This window comes from Mesorhizobium sp. B3-1-6 (assembly GCF_006439555.1).
In the GTDB taxonomy this organism is placed as follows: domain Bacteria; phylum Pseudomonadota; class Alphaproteobacteria; order Rhizobiales; family Rhizobiaceae; genus Mesorhizobium.
Genome location: NZ_VFTM01000041.1, coordinates 1 through 22,646 on the forward strand (window position 1 = coordinate 1; position 22,646 = coordinate 22,646).

Consider the following 22,646-nt stretch of genomic DNA (forward strand, 5'->3'; position numbering starts at 1 on the left):
ACCAACTTCTCAAAACTCTTCAATCACATAAAACAAAACCCCGCCGAAAATCGACGGGGTTCGTCAGCAGTCTGAGGGCGGCGCAAGCGCCGCCCCTCGGGAGGATAGTCCACGCAGGCTCTTTAAGCGGCCTGGGCTTCGCCGGCGATCGCGTCGGCGGCGCGGGCGGCCTTCAGCACCTTCGCCCACCAGGCGACGTCGTTGACCAGCGCGGCGGCGGCCTGGTTCAGGTGCTCGATGTCCTCGAGCTTCTTTTCGCCCTGGCGCACCGCAAGGAAATCGCCCCAGGCGATATGGACGGCCGACTTGACCGGCGCCATCTGCAGCTCGACGGCGATCAGGCGGAGCTGTTCGACCGCGCGCGCACCGCCGACCGAGCCATAGCCGACAAAACCGGCCGGCTTCTTGTTCCATTCATTGGCAGCGTAGTCGATGGCGTTCTTCAACACACCGGTCGGAGCATGGTTGTATTCGGCGGCGGTGAAGATGAAGCCGTCGAACTCGGCGACCTTCTTCTGCCAGCGCTGCGCCACTTCGTTCTGCGACGGCGCCCAGGCGGAGGAAGCGACCTCGTCGAAGAAAGGCAGCGGCCAGTCGCGCAGATCGACGATCTCGACGTCGATATCGGCGTGCGACTTGGCGATCTTGGCGATCCATTGCGTCGGCACGTCGGCGAAGCGGGCGGCGCGCGTCGAACCGACGACAATGGCGATTTTGGGTTTGGACATAAGGGGCTCTCCTTGCGGGAATTTCTGGTATCGTTTGGATACCGGCGCTATATGTGATACTGACAAATCGGCGCGCAAGGAGGCACGTTTTTGTTACTGAGGCACCCGCACATCACCGAGGACTGCCGCGCCGTGTCGGAGATCCTGCAACGGGTCGGCGACAAATGGACCGTGCTCGTGGTCGGCAAGCTGGGCGACGGGGCGATGCGCTTCAACGAGTTGCGTGCCGCCGTCGGCGGCATTTCGCAAAAGATGCTGACCACCACCTTGCGCGGTCTGGAACGCGATGGGTTCGTGACGCGAAAAGTGTTTCCGACCATTCCGCCACGTGTCGATTACGAGCTGACCCCACTCGGCCACGAGCTGCTCGTGCCGGTCGGCGCACTCGGCGAATGGGCGCGCAAGAACACCAATCGGGTCCGCGAAGCGCGCGCGAAATTCGACAGCCAGCAGGCTTGAAACCCTTGTAGTTCAATGGTTTCTGAACCATTGGATGAACCGTGCGGCTCGGCGCCGGCCCTGTCTCGCGTTTCGCTTCGATCAAATCCGCTGCGGTCTCGCCGCTAGCCTCGCTGGCGTCTCCGCGCAACCGCCTCGACAAGAAGGGCTGTCTTTAGCCGGCCACGCATCAGGCGTTTGGATTGGTGCTGCCGCAACACGCCGTCGAGCAGCTTTCCGATTGCGCGGCCCTCTTGCCGGCCACGGTGCGATCCCGCATGCAGGCGACGCGTGGAAGGTCTTTCCTGACCTCCACATAGGCCGTTACGCCGAGCAGGCAGACCAGAGCAATAAGGGCTGCCACGAGCCAGCCGTTCAGCATATGTTGACGCATTGTTGTCCCCTCGCGACCTCAAAGTGGGGCGCGAAGGCAACCATTGGATGTCGCGACGCGCATCTCCCGCGCGGGCGTTGTTACAAAACGGCAAGCCTGGGAGAATCAGGTATCCCGTCAGATCTCGGCCGGAACCGGCTTCGGCTTGCCTTCGCCGTCGAGCGCGACCATGACGAAATCAGCATGGGTGACCTTTTCCATCAGATCGGAAAGATAGCGCTGCGCCCAGGCCTCGACCTTGAGCACCATCGAGGTGCGGCCGACGCGCTCGACATGGGTGTAGATGCAAAGCGTGTCGCCGATCTTCATCGGCTTGGCGAAGGACATCTCCTTGACCGCGGCGGTGACCACGCGCCCCTTGGCGCGCTCGGCGGCGCGGATGCCGCAGGCAAGGTCCATCTGCGCCATAACCCAGCCGCCGAAGATGTCGCCGGCGGCATTGGCGTCGGAGGGCATGGCGAGCGTCCTCAAAGTGAGATCGCCGAGAGGTTTTCCGTCCGCGTAATGCACCATGGCGAAATCCTTGGAGGTCGGTTGCTGTTGCGTAGCAATGCGACCGCCATGTCGCAAGCTTTGGTGAAAGCGAAATGTACGCCGCTTCGCCGGTCGCTTTTTTCACAAGCCATGCCGGAAGCCACGGCGACGCCGCGAGCCGGCAATGTCTAGGGTAAGCCCGACACCGCGGAGCCCGCCCACACCATCATGCAGACTTATGATTTCATCGTCGTCGGTTCCGGTTCGGCCGGTTCGGTCGTTGCCGAGAGGCTGTCGGCGTCGGGCCGCTTCTCGGTTCTGGTGCTGGAAGCCGGCGGAACCGATCAGCGGTTCTACGTCCAGATGCCGCTCGGCTACGGCAAGACCTTCTTCGATCCGGCCGTCAACTGGAACTACAAGGCCGAGCCGGATCCCGGTCTCGCCGGCAATGCCGACCACTGGCCGCGCGGCAAGCTGCTCGGCGGCTCGAGCTCCATCAACGCCATGGTCTTCATTCGCGGCGCGCGCGAGGATTTCGACGCCTGGGCCGCCGCCGGCAATCCCGGCTGGGGCTATGACGACCTCCTGCCCTCCTTCAAGGCGATGGAAGACAATGCGGCCGGCGCCGACCGGTGGCGTGGTGTCGGCGGCCCGCTGCGCGTCACCGACTGCACGAACGCGGTGCATCCGCTGACCAAGCGCTATCTTGCCGCTGCCCAACAGGCCGGACTGCCGTTCAATCCGGACTTCAACGGCGCCTCCCAGGAAGGCGTCGGCGTCTACCAGATCACGACGAAGAACGGCCGCCGCATGTCGGCGGCCCGAGCTTTCCTGCGGCCCGCGATGAAGCGCGGCAACGTCCGCGTCGAGACAAAGGCGCTGGCGACGAAAATCCTGTTCGAGGGCAAGCGCGCCGTCGGCGTCGAATACGAGCAGAACGGCGAAACGAAAACTGTCCGCGCCGGCCGCGAGGTGATCCTCTGCGGTGGCTCGATCAACTCGCCACAGCTGCTGCAGCTTTCCGGCATCGGCCCGTCGGCGCTGCTCGGCAATCTCGACATCCCGATCATTCACGCCAACGACAATATCGGCGCCAACCTGCAGGACCATGTCGGCATCAACTATACTTTCAAGGGCAAGGTCCCGACGCTCAACCAGATCCTGCGCCCATGGTGGGGCAAGCTGCTGGTCGGCATGCAATACATACTGACACGCTCAGGCCCGCTGTCGCTGTCGATGAACAATGCCGGCGGCTTCTTCCGCACCGACCCGTCGATGGCGCGGCCGAACATGCAGCTCTATTTCCAGGCCTTCTCGACCGTCATCCCGAAGAGCGGCGAGCGCCCGATCCTGACGCCCGACCCCTGGCCGGGCTTCTCGATCGGCCTGTCCAACTGCCGGCCCTCGAGCCGCGGCGAGATCATGATCCGCTCGAACAACCCGCGCGACTATCCCAAGATCACAGCCAATGCCTATTCGACCAATGCCGATGTCGACGAGATGCTGGCGGCGGTGAAGTTCGTGCGCAAGATCGCCGCGATGCCGGCGATGGCAGAGATCATCGAGGAAGAGGTTCTGCCCGGTCCCTCGATAAAGTCGGACGCCGACTTGATCCAGGATTTCAGGAAACGCTCGGGCACCGTCTATCACCCCGTCTCGACCTGCCGCATGGGGCCGGACGCATCGCGCGCCGTGGTCGATCCCCGGCTGAAAGTGCACGGGCTGGACGCCTTGCGGGTCATCGACGCTTCGATTTTCCCCGACAACATCACGGGCAACACCAATGCCGCCTCGATCCTGACCGGATGGAAAGGCGCCGATCTGGTTCTGGAGGACCACAAATGAAAATCACCGACGTGAAGACCTGGGTTGTCGGCAACCCGCCGCCCGGCATCGGCGGCAAGTATTTCATCTTCGTCAAGCTCACCACCGACGGCGGCGTGGCCGGCTATGGCGAAGCCTACAACGCCACCTTCTCGGCGCATGTCACCGCCAGGATGATCGAGGACATGGCCGAGCGCTATCTCGTCGGCCGCGATCCGCACGACATCGAGAATTTCTTCCGCCGCGCCTATTCCTCCGGCTTCACCCAGCGGCCGGACGTCTCCGGCATGGGCTGCTTCTCGGCGCTCGAAATGGCCTGCTGGGACATCGTCGGCAAGGAAGCCGGCAAGCCGGTCTACAAGCTGCTCGGCGGCCAGGTGCATGAGACGCTGCGCTCCTACACCTATCTCTATCCGCACACCGGCAGCGTCCATTCGGAAGATGCGCGCGGCAAGAACGTCTACAACGACCCCGACATGGCCGCCGCTTGCGCGCTCGAATATGTCGAGCAGGGCTTCAACGCCGTGAAGCTTGACCCGGCCGGCCCTTACACCGCCTATGACGGCCACCAGCCGCGCCTGATCGACATCGACCTTTCGGCGCGCATGATCAAGGCGATCCGCGAGGCGGTCGGCACCAGGGCCGACATCCTGTTCGGCACGCATGGCCAGTTCACCGCATCCGGCGCGCTGCGCATGGCGCGCGCCATCGAGCCATACGATCCGCTGTGGTTCGAGGAGCCGGTGCCGCCGGACATGCCGGAGGTGATGGCGCAGGTCGCCCGCGGCACGTCGATCCCGGTCGCCACCGGCGAAAGGCTGACGACGAAGTTCGAATTCGCCCGTGTCATCGAGAACCGCGCCGCCACCATCCTGCAGCCGGATCTCGGCCGCTCCGGCGGCATCCTCGAAACCAAGAAGATCGCCGCCATGGCCGAGGCCTACCACATCCAGGTCGCGCCGCACTGCTATTGCGGTCCGATCGTCGGCGCCGCCAACATCCAGCTTGCGGTGACGCTGCCCAATTTCCTGATCCTGGAATCGCTGAAGCAGTGGGACGGTTTCCACGAAAACCTGCTCAAGAAGAAGATCGAATGGCAGGACGGCAACGTCATCCCCTCGAAAGAGCCGGGCCTCGGCGTCGAGCTCAACGAGGAAGTCTGCGACGCGCATCCCTATAACGGCAAGGACCTGCATCTGCAGATGATGCAGATCCCGTTGATGCCGTGACTCTCGCCTACGCCTTCATCGGGCTTGGCCATCTCGGCGGCAACCTTGCCGCCAGCCTGCTGCGCAACGGCTTTGCCGTCACCGTCGTCGACCGCGACCCGGCGGCGGTCGAGCGTCTGGTCGCGCTCGGCGCCACGGCGGCTGCGAGTCCCGCCCAGGCCGCCGCCCGCGCCGGCAACGCGATAACCTGCCTGCCATCGCCGAAGGTCAGCGAAGCGGTGCTGGCCGGCCCCGACGGATTGCTCCAAGGCCTGCCGGCGGGCGGCACCTGGATCGAGATGTCGACCAACGGCCGCGACGAGATCCTGCGGCTTGCCGCAATCGCCTCGGCGAAGGGCATCGAGACGCTGGAATGCCCGGTGACCGGCGGCGTGCATCTGGCGGCGGCGGGCAGGATCACCGCGCTGGTCGGCGGCGATGCCGCACTCTACGAACGCCATCGATTAGCCATCGAGGCGATGTGCGCGAAGTCGTTCCTGATGGGCCCTGTCGGCTCGGCGGCGGTGATCAAGGTCATCACCAACATGCTGGCCTTCATCCATCTCGTCGCCGCCGGCGAGGCGCTGATGCTGGCCAGAAAGGGCGGGCTCGACCTCGCCCAGGCCTACCACGCCATCGTCGCCTCATCCGGCAACAGCTTCGTCCACGAGACCGAGAGCCAGCTGGTGCTCAACGGCTCCTACGACATCGGCTTCACCATGGACCTGGCGCTGAAGGACCTCGGCTTCGCGCTGGCCATGGGCAGGGATTTCGGCGCGCCGCTCGACCTGGCGTCACGCATCAATGCGATTTTCGAGGAGGGCAAGCGCGCCTATGGCGGCGATGCCTGGTCGACCCAGATCGTCAAGCTTCTGGAGGATGCGGTCGGGACGGAGCTGCGCGCGCCGGGCTTCCCGGCCAAGCTGGAACTATAAACCCGCAAAAAACAGCCAGCTATTTCAACCATCTGGCCGTGCCAGCGGAATCAAACTCTCAGCCAGTTGATTCAACCTCGCAGCGTCAGCGCGCCGGGCAGGATCTCGAAGGTCGCTGGAATCCGGCCCGGGGACTCGCCGTCTATGTCGACCAGCGCGCCGTTTTTCTCGACATCGCCGAGCGGCTCGACCAGCACCTTGCGGCCACGCAGGATGGTGATTGCCGGATGGTTGCGATGGCGGCCGCCATAGAGCAGGCGGAGGTCGCGGATCAAGCCGAGTTTGCCGGCGGCCCGCAGGATGACGATGTCGAACTGGCCGTCGGCGAGTTCGGCGTCCGGCGCGATCATCATGCCGCCGCCGAAGAATTTGCCGTTGGCCACCGCCACCAGCGCCATGCGCGCCTCGACCGGCTCGCCGTCGTCGATGGTGATCCGGACGTCCTGAAAGCGGTAGCGGACGAACTCCAGCACCGTGCGCCAGAAGAACAGCGCCTTGGCCGACACCCTGCCCTTGCGCTTGTCGGCATTGACGGCGCGATCCGTCGCGCCGGACAGGCCGAGGCTGGCGATATTGATGAAGTGGCGGCTGGCCAGCGCGCCATGGTCGTCGATGTAGCAGATGCGGCCGGCGTCGATCTTGCGACCCTCGGCATCGGCGATTTGCTTGACCGAGGCGCCTATGCCGCGCGGCAGGCCAAGCCCGCGCGCGAAGTCGATGCCGGTGCCGCAAGGCAGAAGTCCAAGCGCGCTTTCGCGGCCGCTCTCTTGCCGTGCCTGCAGCAGCCCGTCGGCCACCTCGCTGGCGGTGCCGTCGCCGCCGGCCGCGATCACCAGGTCGCATCCGCTGGCGGCGAGGTCGATCGCCAGCCGCTCGGCGTCGCCGCAGGCTTGCGTCTCGCGCAGATCGAAATCGCCGAAATTCGTCTCGAGCGACGCCGCCGCCTCCGCCCAATGCCGCTTGAGCCTGCCGCCTCCGGCAATCGGATTGAGTACCACCCCGACCTTCAAGCCGACCTCCCCCGAGGCACGCCGCGCAAAATGCGCGGCGGAGTCCGCGCCGGCGCCCAAAGTCTTTTGCCGGCCCAAACTCTTTTGCCGACATTGAAACGCGGACCGGGCGGCGGAGCAAGGCTCGAACATCCAAGGTCGTTAAAAAAGCGGGGCAGGCTGTCTAAGGGGTTCGGCCGGCAGCTTCCGAAGCTTTTGCCATTGGTCCCCGATAATCCCGCTATCCACAGGCACGCCGGCATTCCCCAGACCCCTTACCCGGCGTACATTCAACCCATCTCAGGCGGCCACTGAACGCCCCAGCCGAAAGGCAAAAGCGCAAGGCGGATTTCCTGAGGCCCGTACGGCCCAGAACGAGAGCAGGCTTGCCTGTTGGAGGGACGGATGCCGAGACCTACGGGTGCCGCGGAAAGCGTGCCAACGCCGACGGCGGACCGATGCTGCCATGAAGGCCGGTAAAAACCTTCGATGGCACGCTGGGCGAAGCCCGCAAGGGTGGAGATCGGCGTGGTCTGGAACGGGAGCTGCCCTCGGGTGGCGACTGGCAGGACCGTCAAAATCAAGGCTGGCTTGGCGCGACGACTTTTCGGGAGTTGCTGCCTTAACCGGTTCCTGATCTGACAGGGAGGCGCTGGGAGAAATCCCAGCGCCAACTGTCTTTTTGGGAATGGCTTTCCAGGCAGTTTGGCGCGATGCCTCGCCAGCGGGCGAGTGCTGCCGGCGGAGATCGCCGGCGCCGGCGACGGCAAGCTTGCGGATCAGCGGCATGAAGCATCCCCCTTCACGTCACGCTGAACGTTAGCCGATTTTGGAGCGGCGAACAGCCCGGCTCCGCACAAAGCGCAAAACAGGTTACCACTATGCAACGATTATCCGTGTGACGTCCGCTCGCGGCATCGACATCCTCGATTACGTCGCGCCAACGCTCATCGGCACCGGCCTGACGATCGACTACGCCATCCAGTGGGCCTACGAGAACACGGTCGGCCGCATCACCGAGGCAACCGCCGGCAAGCGCGTCGCGGCAGATATCTATCAGGCGAAGGCAGCCGGCGACCATGCCGTCTTTCTCGACACCAGACCCTGGTCCAATTTTCCTTATGCCGAAGAGCGCGCCGGCCTGTTTGCGGTCGAGCCCGCCGCCGGCGACGACTCCATCCGCACCAGCGAACGCAAGCTCGCCTTCGGCCTGGCAGACACGGTCAAGCAATGGTGCGCCGATCTCGGCAAATCGGCGTTGGCCGCCGCCGGCGATCCGAGCCCACCCGACGTCCATGTCTGGGCCAAGGGCCCGGTCGGCGAGGCGGCGCGCAACGAGCCGGATACGCTTCTCGAGCGCGATCTCGGCGGCGACAGCACCATCTTCGTCACCAGCCGCTCGCAAGCCTTTACCGGGATGGTCCCGCGCCTGATCGACAAGGGAATCTCCTTCGTCGAGATCGGCGGCAAGGACGAGATCATGATCACGGCGACCTCGGGCGCGGAAATCACCGCCCCCGACGGCTCGCGCATCCTGTTCAGCTAGCCGATCCCTGTATCGCCCGACACGCGCCGCACGGCGCTGACCGTCGCCGTGCGCAAGCTGCATTTGGTCCTGCCCGCTCTGGCCAAGGCCGGTGCCGAATTGGAACATGTCTACGCCGACGACTGAGGCATTTCGGCCACAGTCGCCGACTGAGCAACCTTCGGAAACGCCCCGTCATCCACATTTCACAATGGCGGCCAAATCCCGCCTTGTTCGGCGCGGATTGATGCAAGCGGTTGGAGAGGCAATTTCGAAGGGACAAGACCGTGATCAAGACCGCCCTTGTCGCCATGACCATCGTCGGCTGCGACTGCGATGCCAAGCTGTGCGAATATATCGGCGAGACGCCGGCCAAATGGACGACGATCGCCGACTGCGAGGCGGCGATGAAGAGCCAGATGCTGCACCAGCGCAATTTCAACTATCCGCTGGTTTCAGGCATCTGCCGCGTCAAGGGCTCGGCCTCTTCCTCCGAGCTTGCCGCGAAAGCCTCCAGGCCGGATCTGAAGCCCAGGAACCGCGTCGTCGAAACCATCGCCCCGCTGCCGCCCGAGCTCGACCATCGCCCGAGCGCCCCGGTCGGCGCAACGGTGACCGCCAGCGAAACGGAATCGGCAAAGCCCGTCGCCTTCGATAGGTCGGTCGATGGCGGCCGCGCGGTGCTTTACCGCACCAAGGCCGGCTATGCCGTGGTCAAGACCGATCTCAGCCGCGCCGCTGGCGCAACGGTGGACGCGGCGAAGCGCTCGGCGAACTGGCTGGCCGGCCTGACGGGTCTGTAAGCCAGTCCAAGGCGTGTGGAGATTCAGGGCGGGCCGGCCTCACCTGAATATCGGACACCTTACAGCTTGATCTTCAAGGTCTCCCAGAACTTGTCGATCAGCGGTTGTTCGGTCGCATTGTCCTGATCGCCGATGCGCGTGATGAAGAGCAGTCCCCGATCGGCGGTGCCGAAGCCGACGATCTCGAAATCCGCACTGTCTGTGCGCGTCTTGACGGTGGCCTTGAGGCCCGTCAACTCCTTCCCGTCGGCCAGCTTGCGGCTCGTCGGCTGCTGCGTCAGCTGCCCACCCGCCTGGACCGTTTCCTTGGTCATCTCCTGCAGCATCAGCTGGTTGAGGGAAACCGGATTCATCCTGTCGTATTTCTGCACCACGACGAGGGTGCCGAGCGCCGAAGCCATGAGATACTGGGCGATGCCGTCGCCGAGATCGGTCTTGGTGACCGAATTGCTGCTCGAATGGACGAAGGAGAATGCGCCGCCGGAGAAGGTCGCGAAATCATTGTGATCGATCCGCACCTTGCTGGTCCTGCCGCCAGGCAAGGTCACGTCGACATCCTCGCCCGGATCGATATCGACGCTCACGCCGTCGATGGTCAGCTTGAACGCCTTCGGGTCGTCGGCACGGGCAGGCCCGGCGCAAACCACGATCGCCGCGAACGCCGCTGCCGCAAATCTCGGTCGCATATCCTGCCCTCTCCGCGCAGTTCCATTCAACGTATTCGATTTCTTCGGCAGCCGGGTCTTCCCGCTTATCATACCCGGCTGACGATCAGCGTGGGCCACTTCGCAAAAACCACGGATGATTGCCGCAATGGCAGGCGTCCGCCGATGGCTTCAATAGCTTGGCGGCGAACCGCAGTTCGATTGATAATGCCGACATATTACAGGAAGATAGTGGCCTTGACTGGGGTTGGGGGTGTCATGACAATTGCCGTTCGTATCGCGCTATGCCTGCTGCTGGCGCTCGCTCCTTTGCATGCCTGGGCGGAAGGCGACGACAAGGCCATGATGATCGCCTCCGACGACGCCGAGATGGCGGCGGCGATCGCAAAGGCGCGATCCAGCCTGGATGAATTCCTGGCCTTGGCCGACGCTCCGCCGCCGGGAACCGACAAGTTCAAGCTGAAGGTGATGATCGTCGACGGAAATGCGACGGAGCATTTCTGGGTCATCCCCTTCAAGCGGACCGACGCCGGCTTCGTCGGCATATTGGCGAACGAGCCGGAAATCGTCCGCAACGTCGTCCTTGGCCAGAACATCGAATTCACCAGGGACGACATCTCCGACTGGGGCTACACAAGGAACGGCCGCCAGGTCGGCAGCTTCACCGTCTGCGTGATGCTCAAGAAGATGTCGAAGGAAGAGGCGGATTACATGCGTTCTGCATACGGCTTCGATTGCTGAACCCTATCCGGCCGCTTCGTCCTTCGCGCCGACCTTGCGCACCAGCGCCGCCGTCGCCAGCATGGCGCCGAGATCGGTGATCATCGGCGCGACATGAATGTTGTAGTCGATCGGCTGCGAGATATCCGGAAGCTCGAAGAAGTTCTTCGACCGCGGCATCAACAGAAAGCCGTCGCTGCCGCCGAGCGCCACCCGCGCCGGGTCGTAGGGCCATGTCTCGCGCAGCCAGGTCAGCGCCCGCGCCATCCGGCCGGTGACCAGCGGCCGCGCCGCCTCGACATTGTCGGTGCGGAATTCATAGGCGGCGTCGAGGTCTTCGACGCCGGAGGACAGCTCCTGCATCTTGCTGGCGAACATGCCGCGGAAGAAATGCGCCACCTTGCCGGCCTTGCGTGCGGCAACCAGTGTGCCCGGGAACGGCTCGATGGTCTCGAAGGCGACGATGACGCCCTTGAAGGCGATCGTCTCGCTTTTGCCGGAGCCTTCCCAGAGCTTGGCCTCGTAGAGCTCGAAGGGAAAATCCTCGTAGCGCCCGGAAATGACGTCGTCGAAGCTCTGGCGGTTGAAAGCGCCGACGGTTTCGCGCGGCATCCTGTCGAAGGAGTTCGGCCGCGTTCCGTGCTGGTAGCGCACGTCGCGCACGAAGCCGAAGATCATCGGCAGCAGCGTGTCGCGGAAGGATTGCTGCAGCCGGGTCGCCGGCCTCAGCGCCTGGAAATAGAGCACCACCGCCGCAGCCATGCCGCCAAGATAGAGAAAGACATGCGGCGTGGAGAGCCACTGTTCGTGAGGATCGGCGGCGGCGTTGAACAGCCAGGCAATGAGCGCGACGAAGACGACGGCCAGGCCGACGAACACGGGGATCCGCCAGCGGACCTGTTTCTGGGCTGACGCCCGTTTCGCCTCATAGTCCTCGATGCCGCGCCTGATGCCTGCGATCGCCGCTTCGCTCGGCATGAAATCCACTGCTTCCATGGCCACCCCCGGCCGCCGCTGAGATGCGGCCATGATAGCGGCTTTTGCGTGAAAGTCGCCAGCGCTCGCGGCGACCGGCGGCCAGAGCAATTCCAGGAAAAATGTGAAACGGTTTTTCCGTCCGGAATTGCGTCAAAACAAATAGCTAGGGCAGTTCGTCGTTTCCGTGAAACGAAGAACTGCTCTAGTTCCGCGAGGCTGGGAAAATCGTCGCCAGCCGGGCCGTTACCCGCGACTTGGGCGCCCCGTCGAGCGCCTCCACCGGCACCAGCCGCTCATGGCTGCCTGCCCGCAGCCGCATGAAGAAATGCATCTTGTAGGCGGCGATGGCGCCGCGCGTGGCCGGATCGGCGCTGACATCGACAACGAATACCGAGCCGATGCGTGCCGGCCACGGCAGTCTGGCAAAGGCGGTTCCGAGAAAATCGCCGAGCCCATAGGCGACGAAGCTGTCGCCGATGCGCTCGATGGGCTGCAAAACATGCGTGTGATGCCCTGCGATCAGCCCGGCGCCGTGATCCGCCAGCCGCCTCGCCAACGCCCGGGTCGCAGGTCGTGGAAAATGCCGGAACTCCCAGTCCCAATGCGGCACGGCGCAGATGAGATCGATGCCGGAAACGGCGTCGCTCGGCCATTCGGCGGGATCGCTGCGCATCGAGATGTGTTCCTCGAACGGCGCGGCGTCCGTGTTGCGCCAGAGCGCGAAAGCCGCAAAGCCGATCGTCAGCGATCCGGCCGCATGACGCTGGACCGGTCCGCCCGCAACCGTGCCGATGGTCCGGATCCCGAGCCGGCTCAGCGCCGCGCGTGTTTCCTCGAAACCGGCAATCCCCTGGTCGAGCACATGATTGTTGGCCAAGGACAGCACGAGCCTGTCGCGCGCGATGCCGGCGGCTGCAAGCGCATCGGCCAGGAAACGCTCGCGCATCGCATGATGCGTGCCGAGCCGCGTGCCGATCGCCGCGCGTGGGCGTTCGACGATCGGGCTTTCGCAATTGCCGACCACGAGGTCGGCGGACGAAAGCAGCGTCGTGATCGCCGGATCGCATTCCGGCGCATCGCGATTGGCGACGGCCGAAATGTCGCCGACGAACGCCAGCCGCACCTTCCGCGTTGGCTGCGGATCGAGCAACGTCGCCGCGGGCGCCGCGAAGCCGCTTCTGTCGCCGGCAAGCGACGGTCGCAGCAGGCGCGGCAGCCACGACAGTTTGTAGGAAAGCGGATAATTCGACACGGGCAGGTCCAGTTTCGCCCTGTGTAGACTGTCTGACGGGCCGGTTGAAGCCGGGCGCCATTGCGAAAACGGACCCGCTGATCTGCAGGACCGGAGAACGCCTCGAACCAAATACGTGTATGCTCGCGGTATGAGTGGAGGGCAATGACGATGCGTAGAGCGATCCTTGCAGCAGCCTTGTTTGCATTCCTGCCGGCATCCTTCGCGTGGGCGGAGACGCCGGACGCGGCCAAGTCCATGTTTGAGGCGAAGAGCGTTGCCGACCGCAACGCGGCGCTGTCGATGCTGGAGGCGACAGCGGCCAGGGACCCGGCAGCGGCCTATGCCGCGGGCGCCGGCGAATTCTTCACCGCCCTGGAACTCCTCGCCACCGGCCTGCATCGCCACGGTTTCGAGAGCCCGAAATCCTTCATGCTGCCGCTGATGCAATTGCCCGTGCCGGACAATCCCAACCCGCAACCGCTGACCTATGAAGAATTCCGCGCCATCCTTGTCGCCTTCCGTGACCGGCTGGAAAAATCCGCTGCAACGCTGGGCTCGGTGCCGGCCGATGCCGATATCGGCATGGTCGTCGACCTCACCCGCGTCGGCATCGACCTCAACGAGGATGGCAAGCTCGCGCCCGACGAAAGCATCGCCGCCATCATGGCCTCGCTTGCCCGTGGCAGCATCGACACCAGCGATGCAGCACCCTCGCTCACCTTCCGCTTCGACCGCGCCGACGGCTTCTGGCTGCAAGGCTATGCCGAGTTCCTGATGGCGCAGGCCGATTTCTGGCTGGCGCATGATTTCAAGGGCATGTTCGACGGCTCTTTCCACATGCTGTTCCCGCGCGCGAAACTGCCCTTGCAGGATGCGCTGGTACCGCCGGATGGCGGCATGAGCGGCAACATCTTTGCCTCGGAATGGCGCTTCGCCGACTTCGTCTCGCTGGTGCACCTCGTCAACTGGCCGGTGGTCGAGCCGGAGCGCCGGCAGGCCGCGCGCCGCCATTTGCTGGAGATGATCAGGCTGTCGCGCCAGGACTGGAAAGCGATCCTGGCCGAGACCGACAATGACCGCGAATGGCTGCCTGGACCGCAGCAGAAAGGCGTCAATCCGCTGACCGGCCTCGAGGTCGGCGAGCAGCAGGTGACCGCCTGGCTCGCCGCGCTGACCATGGCCGAGGACCTTCTCGAAGGCCGCGTGCTGCTGCCGCATTTCCGCGTCACCGGCAGGGGCATCAACATGAAGCGCTTCTTCGACGAGCCGAAACCTTTCGACCTCGTGCTGTCGATCACCGGCCCCGGCATCGCGCCTTATCTCGAAAGCGGCAGGATCCTCGCCGGTGACGATTTCGACCAGATCCAGCGCGAATTCGGCGGCGCCGGTTTTTTGACCTTTGCGCTGTGGTTCAATTGAGGACCTATTCCACAGGCTAAAGAATAGCCCCCTGGTAAAGCACCGCCTGTGCCTCTTGCGGCGCGAAGCGACGGGCCAGTGTGCGGAACGCGCTGTGGACGCCGTCACGGTCGAGATTGCAGCTTCTGAGGTGGCGGACCGCCAATGTCGGATCGAATTCGGTGCGCCCGTGCAGGACCCGCTGATTGTCGAAGACCAGCACCTCGCCGGGCTGCAGCTGGTGCCGGAACTGGTTCGCCGGATCGCAGATCAGCCGCGTCAGCTCGGCAAGCGCCTCGATCAGCCCGTCGATCTCGTCGACGGCGCCGGCCTGCGGCGCCAGGCAGCGATCGTTGAAGCGCATGCCGGTGACAGCGCCGGTCGCGTCTAGGCTGATGACATGCGCCTCGGCGCTGAAGAACACGTCGCCGGCGTGCTCGCGATGGAATGTCACGCCATGCCGGGTCAGCAGGTCGAACAAATGAGGCGTGTTCGTGCGCATTTGTTCGGCGACCTGAAAACCGTCGACCATCAACGAGGTGCCGCCAATGCCGGCGCCGGTCCTGATGGCATGGAAGAAGATGAAGCCCGGCGGCGAATAGCGGAACGGCTCGTCCGTGTGCGGGATCTGCGCCCGCGCCGTCTCTCCGGCCACCCGCGCGTCAGGTCGTGAGATGAGATCGAAGACCTTGCCGTAGCTGGTCTCGCGCACCGGACCGTAGCGGCCGGCGACACGCAGCGTCGCCTCGGGCTCGGCCGGAACGCCGGTCAGCATGGCGACGCCGTGGTCGCGCAAGGCGCGCAGCGAGTGGAAAAGCGCCTCGTCGTCCTCGACCACGGCATCGAAGGCGAAGCGACCGAGCCGCCTTGAGAGATCGCTGTTCCACAGTTCCGGATGGAAGTGTGGCGCGCCGAAATCGCCGACCCGTCCGGCATAGACGGCCAGAAAGCCCGCCGCGAAACGGGAGGCATGGCCGTCCTGCCAGACCACATCCATTGTCCCGTCGGACGAGATTTCGACCGACGTCGCCCGGATATCGGCGGGAACGTCGGCGGGCGTCAGCCAGCGCTTTCCGGAAGCGGTGTCGCCGCATATCTCGCATTCGCAGGCAAGCCGCAGCCAGCGCATCGACAGCCGGCCGGCGCTGCCATCGTCGAATTCGATCGTGATGCGTGTTCCCTCGTTGCGCATCGATCGCAAGCGGCGCGGTGTCGCAAGAGCCTGGCCGGCGGGGACGGACTGCGTTTGCATATCGAGCATGACCTGGCATCCTAAGTTGAGCTGGCTTCAACGCTAGGTCGGCGGTAGCCCACATAGCAAACGAGTTTGTTTTCGCAAGTTTTGAGGTAAACTCAATCCATGACGTTCCTTCGCGACCTCCCTTTGTCGGCTTTGCGGGCGCTGGCCGCCGCCGCGCGCACCGGCAGTCTCACGCGCGCCGCCGACGAGCTCGGTGTCACGCCGGGCGCCGTCGGCCATCAGTTGCGGCAGTTGGAGGATCGGCTTGGCGTCAAGCTGGTCAGGCGCAAGGGCAACGGCATCGCGCTCACGCGCATCGCCGAAGCGGCGCTGCCCGACATCGACCGCGGCTTCGACGCACTGGCGTCCGGGCTGCGGCGGCTGCGTTTCGAGCGTCGCGCCGATACGTTCACCGTAGCGGCCGATCCGTCCTTCGCCTCGCTTTGGCTGGCGCCGCGCCTTGGCAATGTCCGCGCGGCTCTCGGCAGGCTGGATGTGCGCGTCGTCGTGTCGATCGCATTGGATTCGATGCTGGACGAAGGCATCGACCTCGCTATCAGCTACCGCAACAGCTCGGCGAAGCATCTCGCTTCGGCCGAGCTCTTCACCGAAAGGGTAGTCCCGGCCTGTGCCCCTGCGCTGATCGGGAACCGCTCCGACCGGGACGGCGCCGGGATGCTCGACCGCCTGCCTCTGTTGCATATCGATCAGACCATGGGCGACGACGTCTATCCCACATGGGAGAACTGGTTCACCGCCGCCGGCCGACAGCGCAAGAACATCGACCACGGACCGCGGTTCCCCTTGACCGTGCTGGCCGCGCAGGCCGCAATCTCCGGCATGGGCGCGCTGCTCGCCAGCGAACTGGTACTGAGACAGCATTTCCGCTCCGGGCAGCTCGTCGAGATTGCCAGTGAGATTCCGGCATTGACCATCAGGCGCCGTCTGGTCTGGCCGGTGGACGGACCGAAGGCCCGCCGCGCCGCCGCCGTCGCCGCGGCGCTTGCCTCGACCGCGACATCGGACACCAGCGATCTCCGGCTCACTACGTCATGACGCCTCTCCTGACAGCCTTCTGTCAGCAGCGTCCGCGCGCGGCCGGCGCCGTTTCACTCGGCTCTTTCCATTTCGGCCGAGTCCACCCATATTCGGGTCATGGCCAGACATCCTGACAAGAAGACGCCTTCGCCGGCGCAAGATGACGCGCCGAAGCGGCGCAGTCCGCTGACGGAATTCCTCGATGCGGCCGAGCCGCTGAAGCCCGGTGGTTTTGGCGAGGCGCCACAGGCCGACTTTTCCGGCGCGCCGCTGACCGGCTCGATCTCCGATTGGGCCGGGCAGATCGAGCGCGAGGCGGAAAAGCAGCCGAAGGCGAAGGCCCCGAAGAAGATCCCCGAGCGCTCGTCGGCGCCCGGCCGCACGGCGCGCGGCACCTCGATGGGGGGTGCTGCGTCGGCGCGCGAGCGCACCGCGGCCGGCCTCAATCCGATCGCCGGCCTCGACGTCTCGCTGGAAGAAGCCGAGACGATGACGTCCAGCGGCGTCACCGCCACGGTGGCAGCACTGTCGGCACTGATCGAATCCGGCAATCCCCTGCACAAGGACGGCGTGCTTTGGACGCCGCACCGCCCCGAGCGCCCGGAAAAGTCCGAAGGCGGCATCGCCATCAAGATGGTGTCGGATTTCGAGCCGGCCGGCGACCAGCCGACGGCGATCAAGGATCTCGTCGAAGGTGTCGGCAGCAACGACCGCACCCAGGTGCTGCTCGGGGTCACCGGCTCCGGTAAGACCTTCACCATGGCCAAGGTGATCGAGGAAACGCAGCGTCCTGCCCTGATCCTGGCGCCCAACAAGACGCTGGCCGCGCAGCTCTATGCCGAATTCAAGAAATTCTTCCCCGAAAACGCGGTCGAGTATTTCGTCTCCTACTACGACTATTACCAGCCGGAGGCCTATGTGCCCCGGACCGACACCTTCATCGAAAAGGAATCCTCGATCAACGAGCAGATCGACCGCATGCGCCATTCGGCGACGCGTTCGCTGCTCGAGCGCGACGACGTCATTATCGTCGCCTCGGTGTCCTGCATCTACGGTATCGGCTCGGTCGAGACCTATACGGCGATGACCTTCCAGATGCAGGTCGGCGACCGGCTCGACCAGCGCGCCCTGCTCGCCGATCTCGTCGCCCAGCAGTACAAGCGCCAGGACATCAATTTCGTCCGTGGCTCCTTCCGCGTGCGCGGCGACACCATCGAGATCTTCCCGGCCCACCTGGAAGACCGCGCCTGGCGCATCTCGATGTTCGGCGACGAGATCGAGTCCATCACCGAGTTCGACCCCCTGACCGGCCAGAAGACCGGCGAGCTGAAAAGCGTCAAGATCTACGCCAACTCGCACTATGTGACGCCGCGCCCGACCTTGAATCAAGCCATCAAGTCTATCAAGGAAGAGCTCAAGCTTCGCTTGCAAGAGCTTGAAAAGGCTGGCCGCCTGCTGGAGGCGCAGCGGCTGGAGCAGCGCACCCGCTTCGACCTGGAGATGCTGGAGGCGACCGGTTCCTGCGCCGGCATCGAGAATTATTCGCGCTATCTCACCGGACGCCAGCCGGGTGATCCGCCGCCAACCTTGTTCGAATACATTCCCGACAACGCGCTGGTCTTCATCGACGAAAGCCACGTTACCGTTCCGCAGATCGGTGGCATGTATCGCGGCGACTTCCGCCGCAAGGCGACGCTGGCCGAGTACGGTTTCCGCCTGCCCTCCTGCATGGACAACCGGCCGCTTCGCTTCGAGGAATGGGACGCCATGCGCCCGCTGTCGGTGGCGGTTTCGGCGACGCCGGGCGGTTGGGAACTCGACCAGTCCGGCGGCGTGTTCGCCGAGCAGGTCATCCGCCCGACCGGCCTGATCGACCCGCCGGTCGAGGTGCGTCCGGCCAAGAACCAGGTCGACGACGTCGTCGGCGAGATCCGCGACACGACCCGGGCCGGCTACCGCACGCTGGTCACCGTGCTGACCAAGCGCATGGCCGAGGACCTCACCGAATACCTGCATGAGAACGGCATCCGCGTCCGCTACATGCATTCCGATATCGACACGCTGGAGCGCATCGAGATCCTGCGCGATCTGCGCCTCGGCGCCTTCGACGTGCTGGTCGGCATCAACCTGTTGCGCGAAGGCCTTGACATTCCCGAATGCGGCTTCGTCGCCATTCTCGATGCCGACAAGGAGGGTTTCCTGCGTTCGGAAACCTCGCTGATCCAGACCATCGGCCGCGCCGCCCGTAACGTCGATGGCAAGGTCATCCTCTACGCCGACCAGATCACCGGCTCGATGGAGCGGGCGATGGCGGAGACCAACCGCCGCCGCGAGAAACAGATGGAGTGGAACGTCGCCAACGGCATCACGCCGGAATCGGTCAAGTCGCGCATCGCCGACATCCTCGACTCGGTCTACGAGAAGGACCATGTCCGCGCCGACATCTCGCAGTTCACCGACGATGCCGGGGCGATGATCGGCAACAACCTCAAGACCCATCTGGAGGCGTTGGACAAGCAGATGCGCGATGCCGCCGCCAATCTCGACTTCGAGAAGGCGGCGCGCGTCCGCGACGAGATCAAGCGGCTGCGCGAGATGGAGCTCGCCATCTCCGACGATCCGCTGGCGCGCGAGGTGGAAGGGCAAAGTCCTGCATCGGGCCGCGAAAAGGGCAAGCACAACAAGGGCGTCGCCAAGCATCGTACCGCCGAGGAGCAGGAGCGGTTCCGCAAGCTCGATGAAGCGCGTGCCGCCGAGGAAGCGGCCAAAGCTGCCCGGCCCAACCTGTTCCGCAAGCCGCATCTCGACGAGATGGGCGCCGACGGTGCCGTGCCGGTGAAGAAGCCGCTTTTCGCCAAGCCGTCGATCGACGACATGGGCCCCGGCACCGACATGACGACCCCGGCCGGCGCCGTCTCGCGTTCGCTGTTCAAGAAGCAGAGCGCGCAGGAAGCGCATGGTTCCGATTTCGGCATTCCCGGCGACCGCAGCAAACCGCTGTTCCGCAAGAACTCGCTTGACGAGATGACGGTGCGCCGCACCGAGAAGCCCGTCGAAGGCAAGAAGCCGGATAAGCCGCAGCCGATCTCCCCCCCGGGGGAGGAGATGTCCGGCAGGACAGAGGGGGGCGCGAAGGAACGCGGCGACAAACCCATCGTCCGCCAGCGCGCCGGCATCGGCTCCTACGAGGATCCAGCCGACGAGCGCCGCCAGAAACGCCGGCCGGGCAAGACTGGTCGGCCGGGGCAGTAGCGCCTTTTCCTTCTCCGCTTGTGGGAGAAAGAAAGTGCGGCCCACTTGCCCTCACCCTCGCCTTTGATGTAGTCGCTCGGCATACTCGAACGTCTGGAAAGGAGGGCTGCATGAACTACTATCACCATCGTCAGCGTGGCCCGATTTGTGCCCTGCGAGCTTGCTTGCAGGGCTGACCAGGACGGTCCGGGTTTTCCCGCTTCGATTTTTGGTCTGCCCTTCGTGGTGCCGCCGAGCGTGGCCTGATGGCCTGCCGGCGCACCGTCAAAGTGCATTGAGCCGCTAGAGCATGATCCCGAAAAATGGGAACCGTTTTTCGGGATCATGCTCCAACAAAGTCGGCAAGACCAGAGATATCGACATGGCCCTGATCAGCCTCAAATCCCTCGGCGTCACCATGAGTGCGCCGCTTTTTTCCAATCTCGACCTTATCATCGGCGCCGGCGACCGGCTCGGCATCGTCGCGGCCAATGGCCGTGGCAAATCCACCTTGCTCAAATGCCTGGCCGGCGAATTCGAAGCCACCACCGGCGACATCACCCGCTCGCGCGGCTTGCGCGTCGGCCATGTCGAGCAATCCGTCCCCGACGCGCTGCTCGACCGCAGCTTCCATGACGTCGTCGCCGATGCTTTGCCGCCCGAACAGCGCGGCAGAGAGCTCTGGCGCGTTGACGTGGTGCTGGATTCGCTCGACGTGCCGGAGGACATGCGCGAGCGGAGAATGCGCGCCTTGAGCGGCGGCTGGCAGCGGCTGGCGCTGGTCGCGCGCGTCTGGGTCACCGATCCGGACGTGCTCCTGCTCGACGAGCCAACCAATCATCTCGACCTTGCCAGGATCAGCCAACTCGAGACATGGCTCAACGCGTTGCCCCGCGAGGTGCCGGTGATCATCGCCAGCCACGACCGCGCCTTCCTCGACGCCACCACCAACCGCACACTGTTCCTGCGTCCGGAGGACTCACCGGTGTTCGCCTTGCCGTATTCGCGCGCCAGGCAGGCCCTCGACGAGGTCGATGCGGCGACGGCGCGGAAGTTCGAGCGCGACATGAAAATCGCCCAGCAGCTGCGCAAGCAGGCCGCCAAGCTGAACAATATCGGCATCAATTCCGGCAGCGACCTTTTGACGGTGAAGACCAGGCAGCTCAAGGAGCGGGCGGAGAAGCTGGAAGATGCGGCGGTGGCGGCTCACCGCGAACGCTCGGCCGGCGCGATCAGGCTCGCCAACCGCGGCACCCACGCCAAGGTGCTGGTCACGCTCGAGGACGCGGCGGTCGAAACCCCTGACGGCACGCTGCTGTTCAGGACCGGCAAGCGCCATATCTGCCAAGACGATCGCATCGTGCTGCTCGGCCGAAACGGCGTCGGCAAGACGCGCTTCATCGCGATGATCCGCGACGCCGTCGCCGCGCCAGGTTCGGTCGCGAACGTCAAGGTGACGCCCTCGACCGCGCTCGGCTACAGCGATCAGGCGTTGTCGGGCATCGATGGCGACGACACGCCGCTGGCGATGCTCTCGCGCCGCTTCGATGTCGGCGAGCAGCGCGCCCGTTCTCTGCTCGCCGGCGCCGGCATCGCCATCGAAATGCAGGAGCGGAAGATCGGCCTTCTGTCCGGCGGACAGAAATCGAGACTGATGATGCTGGTACTGCGGCTCATCCATCCCAATTTCTATCTGCTCGACGAGCCGACCAACCACCTCGATATCGACGGTCAGGAAGCGTTGGAGGACGAATTGCTGAAGCATCAGGCGAGCTGCCTGCTTGCCTCGCATGACCGCTCTTTCATCCGCGCCGTCGGCAATCGCTTCTGGCTGATCGACAGGCGGCGGCTGACCGAAGTCGACGACCCGGAAGCGTTCTTCCGCTCCGTCGCCGAAACGCCGAGCTGAGAGACGATACATCTGCCGGGCCAGCATTCGAAGCAACGCCGGCCCGGCAGGCTTTGCTGCCGGCCCGGCAATACTTTTCCATCTGCTAAAAAAGGAGCATCTTGAATTGCTCAGCCATGGAGGGAACGGGCCATGCGTGCAGTGGAAATCGTCAGCAATCTCTACAAAGCCTATGCGGACCGCGACATCGAGGGCGCCCTCGCCCATTGCGCCGAGGATGTCGTATTCCGCTGGATTGCCGATCCCCGGCAATCGCGTCATGCCGGCACCGCGCATGGCAAGCAGGAATTCCTCGCCAGGCTCCTGGCGCTCGACGATGACTTCGAATACCGGCACTTCGTCCCTGTCGAGATCATCGACGGCGGCGACAAGGTCGCCGCGCAGGTCGAAATCTACATGACACGCCGCGCCACCGGCGAGGAGTTCATCATGCGGACCGCCAATTTCTGGACGGTGCGCGACGGCGAGATCATCGAGATGGTGGAATATTACGATACCGCGCTGGCGGCGTCGGTGTTCTGAAAAAGATTGAGGCGATCTGTCGGATCGCCTGTTGCCGCCTCGTCCTTGGGATGCCGACACCGTGATGCCGGCATCAACCAGGGAGAACCAACATGTCGGTACTGTCATCCATCGGCCGCCTCGCCAACCGGTATGCCGCGGCGCGTGCCCGTCATCGCAGCGAGCGCATCCTGCTTTCGCTGCCCGCCGAGTTGCGCAAGGACATCGGCTTTCCGGAGATTTTCGAAACGCGGGAAAGCCGCCGTGCCGCCACCTTCTCGGCGAAGGTCATATAAAGTGGCATATCCAATGCGATTGTTCTCCGGTCGCCCCGGCTGCCGGGAACCGGCCCTTTAAGAAATTTTCGGGAGGCATGTAGGATCGCCGCCGGTTCGTCCGTCCTTGGGTGGCCAG

21 protein-coding genes are annotated in these 22,646 nt (G+C 64.5%); 13 read left to right on the top strand and 8 right to left on the bottom strand.

Annotated elements, in window-relative coordinates:
• Positions 1 to 122: 122 nt before the first annotated feature.
• Positions 123 to 728, bottom strand: coding sequence for an NADPH-dependent FMN reductase (locus tag FJ414_RS27575; protein WP_140647526.1), 606 nt, complete (start codon positions 726 to 728; stop codon positions 123 to 125).
• A gap of 90 nt (positions 729 to 818) precedes the next feature.
• On the opposite strand from FJ414_RS27575, the gene FJ414_RS27580 reads away from it, so the two are divergent.
• Entirely contained in the window at positions 819 to 1,187 is a 369-nt protein-coding gene (locus FJ414_RS27580; RefSeq protein ID WP_140647527.1) for a helix-turn-helix domain-containing protein, read from the top strand.
• Between the two features lie 169 nt (positions 1,188 to 1,356).
• Here FJ414_RS27580 and FJ414_RS27585 read toward each other — a convergent pair whose 3' ends face one another.
• Positions 1,357 to 1,560 carry a hypothetical protein gene (locus FJ414_RS27585; RefSeq protein ID WP_140647528.1) on the bottom strand — a complete coding sequence of 68 codons (204 nt, stop codon included), beginning with the start codon at positions 1,558 to 1,560 and terminating at the stop codon, positions 1,357 to 1,359.
• Between the two features lie 117 nt (positions 1,561 to 1,677).
• Positions 1,678 to 2,073, bottom strand: a complete 396-nt coding sequence (locus FJ414_RS27590; protein ID WP_140647529.1) for an acyl-CoA thioesterase — start codon at positions 2,071 to 2,073, stop codon at positions 1,678 to 1,680.
• Between the two features lie 189 nt (positions 2,074 to 2,262).
• Between FJ414_RS27590 and FJ414_RS27595 the strand changes: the two genes are divergently transcribed.
• From FJ414_RS27595 to FJ414_RS27605, 3 genes are read left to right on the top strand one after another with little or no spacing between them, the layout of a single operon-like run.
• On the top strand, positions 2,263 to 3,879 hold the full coding sequence (locus FJ414_RS27595; protein ID WP_140647530.1) for a GMC family oxidoreductase N-terminal domain-containing protein: 1,617 nt from the start codon (positions 2,263 to 2,265) through the stop codon (positions 3,877 to 3,879).
• Positions 3,876 to 5,087, top strand: a complete 1,212-nt coding sequence (locus FJ414_RS27600; protein WP_140647531.1) for a mandelate racemase/muconate lactonizing enzyme family protein — start codon at positions 3,876 to 3,878, stop codon at positions 5,085 to 5,087. The genes FJ414_RS27595 and FJ414_RS27600 overlap by 4 nt, the downstream gene beginning before the upstream one ends.
• Positions 5,084 to 6,001 carry an NAD(P)-dependent oxidoreductase gene (locus tag FJ414_RS27605; protein WP_140647532.1) on the top strand — a complete coding sequence of 306 codons (918 nt, stop codon included), beginning with the start codon at positions 5,084 to 5,086 and terminating at the stop codon, positions 5,999 to 6,001. The genes FJ414_RS27600 and FJ414_RS27605 overlap by 4 nt, the downstream gene beginning before the upstream one ends.
• A gap of 71 nt (positions 6,002 to 6,072) precedes the next feature.
• Here the strand turns inward: FJ414_RS27605 and FJ414_RS27610 are convergent, their stop codons facing one another.
• Positions 6,073 to 7,011 (bottom strand): diacylglycerol kinase family protein, encoded by a 939-nt coding sequence (locus FJ414_RS27610; RefSeq protein WP_140647533.1) that lies wholly within the window; start codon positions 7,009 to 7,011, stop codon positions 6,073 to 6,075.
• A gap of 877 nt (positions 7,012 to 7,888) precedes the next feature.
• On the opposite strand from FJ414_RS27610, the gene FJ414_RS27615 reads away from it, so the two are divergent.
• Complete coding sequence (locus tag FJ414_RS27615; RefSeq protein WP_140647534.1) at positions 7,889 to 8,536, top strand: hypothetical protein; 648 nt, start codon at positions 7,889 to 7,891, stop codon at positions 8,534 to 8,536.
• Positions 8,537 to 8,802: 266 nt separating this feature from the next.
• Positions 8,803 to 9,318, top strand: a complete 516-nt coding sequence (locus FJ414_RS27620) for a hypothetical protein (RefSeq protein ID WP_140647535.1) — start codon at positions 8,803 to 8,805, stop codon at positions 9,316 to 9,318.
• A gap of 59 nt (positions 9,319 to 9,377) precedes the next feature.
• Here FJ414_RS27620 and FJ414_RS27625 read toward each other — a convergent pair whose 3' ends face one another.
• On the bottom strand, positions 9,378 to 10,004 hold the full coding sequence (locus tag FJ414_RS27625; protein ID WP_140647536.1) for a hypothetical protein: 627 nt from the start codon (positions 10,002 to 10,004) through the stop codon (positions 9,378 to 9,380).
• A 237-nt stretch (positions 10,005 to 10,241) separates the two neighbouring features.
• Between FJ414_RS27625 and FJ414_RS27630 the strand changes: the two genes are divergently transcribed.
• Entirely contained in the window at positions 10,242 to 10,724 is a 483-nt protein-coding gene (locus FJ414_RS27630) for a DUF2314 domain-containing protein (RefSeq protein WP_140647537.1), read from the top strand.
• Positions 10,725 to 10,727: 3 nt separating this feature from the next.
• Here the strand turns inward: FJ414_RS27630 and FJ414_RS27635 are convergent, their stop codons facing one another.
• Together FJ414_RS27635 and FJ414_RS27640 are read right to left on the bottom strand one after the other, a co-directional pair.
• Positions 10,728 to 11,699 carry a DUF3137 domain-containing protein gene (locus FJ414_RS27635; RefSeq protein WP_140647538.1) on the bottom strand — a complete coding sequence of 324 codons (972 nt, stop codon included), beginning with the start codon at positions 11,697 to 11,699 and terminating at the stop codon, positions 10,728 to 10,730.
• A gap of 184 nt (positions 11,700 to 11,883) precedes the next feature.
• Complete coding sequence (locus FJ414_RS27640; RefSeq protein ID WP_140647539.1) at positions 11,884 to 12,933, bottom strand: CapA family protein; 1,050 nt, start codon at positions 12,931 to 12,933, stop codon at positions 11,884 to 11,886.
• Positions 12,934 to 13,077: 144 nt separating this feature from the next.
• Between FJ414_RS27640 and FJ414_RS27645 the strand changes: the two genes are divergently transcribed.
• Entirely contained in the window at positions 13,078 to 14,334 is a 1,257-nt protein-coding gene (locus FJ414_RS27645) for a hypothetical protein (RefSeq protein WP_140647540.1), read from the top strand.
• Positions 14,335 to 14,350: 16 nt separating this feature from the next.
• Here FJ414_RS27645 and FJ414_RS27650 read toward each other — a convergent pair whose 3' ends face one another.
• Complete coding sequence (locus FJ414_RS27650) at positions 14,351 to 15,574, bottom strand: TauD/TfdA family dioxygenase (RefSeq protein WP_140647541.1); 1,224 nt, start codon at positions 15,572 to 15,574, stop codon at positions 14,351 to 14,353.
• A 99-nt stretch (positions 15,575 to 15,673) separates the two neighbouring features.
• On the opposite strand from FJ414_RS27650, the gene FJ414_RS27655 reads away from it, so the two are divergent.
• The 5 genes from FJ414_RS27655 to FJ414_RS27675 all read left to right on the top strand — a co-directional run bounded on the left by FJ414_RS27655 (position 15,674) and on the right by FJ414_RS27675 (position 22,528).
• Positions 15,674 to 16,609: a LysR substrate-binding domain-containing protein gene (locus tag FJ414_RS27655; protein ID WP_140647542.1), complete on the top strand. Its 936-nt coding sequence runs from the start codon at positions 15,674 to 15,676 to the stop codon at positions 16,607 to 16,609.
• A gap of 99 nt (positions 16,610 to 16,708) precedes the next feature.
• The gene (gene uvrB / locus FJ414_RS27660; RefSeq protein ID WP_140647543.1) at positions 16,709 to 19,843 is read left to right on the top strand and encodes an excinuclease ABC subunit UvrB; all 3,135 of its coding nucleotides are present in this window, start codon (positions 16,709 to 16,711) and stop codon (positions 19,841 to 19,843) included.
• 361 nt (positions 19,844 to 20,204) lie between these two features.
• A complete protein-coding gene (locus tag FJ414_RS27665; protein WP_140647544.1) occupies positions 20,205 to 21,731 on the top strand; it encodes an ABC-F family ATP-binding cassette domain-containing protein in 1,527 nt (508 codons plus the stop codon).
• A gap of 132 nt (positions 21,732 to 21,863) precedes the next feature.
• Positions 21,864 to 22,253, top strand: coding sequence for a nuclear transport factor 2 family protein (locus FJ414_RS27670; protein ID WP_140647545.1), 390 nt, complete (start codon positions 21,864 to 21,866; stop codon positions 22,251 to 22,253).
• A gap of 92 nt (positions 22,254 to 22,345) precedes the next feature.
• The gene (locus FJ414_RS27675; protein ID WP_041012788.1) at positions 22,346 to 22,528 is read left to right on the top strand and encodes a hypothetical protein; all 183 of its coding nucleotides are present in this window, start codon (positions 22,346 to 22,348) and stop codon (positions 22,526 to 22,528) included.
• Positions 22,529 to 22,646: the final 118 nt, after the last annotated feature.

What these genes read in the sequence shown, in the direction of transcription:
- FJ414_RS27675 (WP_041012788.1), top strand. Translation starts at nt 22,346, where the DNA reads ATGTCGGTACTGTCATCCATCGGCCGCCTCGCCAACCGGTATGCCGCG.
- FJ414_RS27665 (WP_140647544.1), top strand. Translation starts at nt 20,205, where the DNA reads ATGGCCCTGATCAGCCTCAAATCCCTCGGCGTCACCATGAGTGCGCCG.
- FJ414_RS27575 (WP_140647526.1), bottom strand. Translation starts at nt 728, where the DNA reads ATGTCCAAACCCAAAATCGCCATTGTCGTCGGTTCGACGCGCGCCGCC.
- FJ414_RS27635 (WP_140647538.1), bottom strand. Translation starts at nt 11,699, where the DNA reads ATGGAAGCAGTGGATTTCATGCCGAGCGAAGCGGCGATCGCAGGCATC.
- FJ414_RS27600 (WP_140647531.1), top strand. Translation starts at nt 3,876, where the DNA reads ATGAAAATCACCGACGTGAAGACCTGGGTTGTCGGCAACCCGCCGCCC.
- FJ414_RS27655 (WP_140647542.1), top strand. Translation starts at nt 15,674, where the DNA reads ATGACGTTCCTTCGCGACCTCCCTTTGTCGGCTTTGCGGGCGCTGGCC.
- FJ414_RS27650 (WP_140647541.1), bottom strand. Translation starts at nt 15,574, where the DNA reads ATGCTCGATATGCAAACGCAGTCCGTCCCCGCCGGCCAGGCTCTTGCG.
- FJ414_RS27670 (WP_140647545.1), top strand. Translation starts at nt 21,864, where the DNA reads ATGCGTGCAGTGGAAATCGTCAGCAATCTCTACAAAGCCTATGCGGAC.
- FJ414_RS27630 (WP_140647537.1), top strand. Translation starts at nt 10,242, where the DNA reads ATGACAATTGCCGTTCGTATCGCGCTATGCCTGCTGCTGGCGCTCGCT.
- uvrB (WP_140647543.1), top strand. Translation starts at nt 16,709, where the DNA reads ATGGCCAGACATCCTGACAAGAAGACGCCTTCGCCGGCGCAAGATGAC.
- FJ414_RS27645 (WP_140647540.1), top strand. Translation starts at nt 13,078, where the DNA reads ATGACGATGCGTAGAGCGATCCTTGCAGCAGCCTTGTTTGCATTCCTG.
- FJ414_RS27595 (WP_140647530.1), top strand. Translation starts at nt 2,263, where the DNA reads ATGCAGACTTATGATTTCATCGTCGTCGGTTCCGGTTCGGCCGGTTCG.
- FJ414_RS27585 (WP_140647528.1), bottom strand. Translation starts at nt 1,560, where the DNA reads ATGCGTCAACATATGCTGAACGGCTGGCTCGTGGCAGCCCTTATTGCT.
- FJ414_RS27625 (WP_140647536.1), bottom strand. Translation starts at nt 10,004, where the DNA reads ATGCGACCGAGATTTGCGGCAGCGGCGTTCGCGGCGATCGTGGTTTGC.
- FJ414_RS27590 (WP_140647529.1), bottom strand. Translation starts at nt 2,073, where the DNA reads ATGGTGCATTACGCGGACGGAAAACCTCTCGGCGATCTCACTTTGAGG.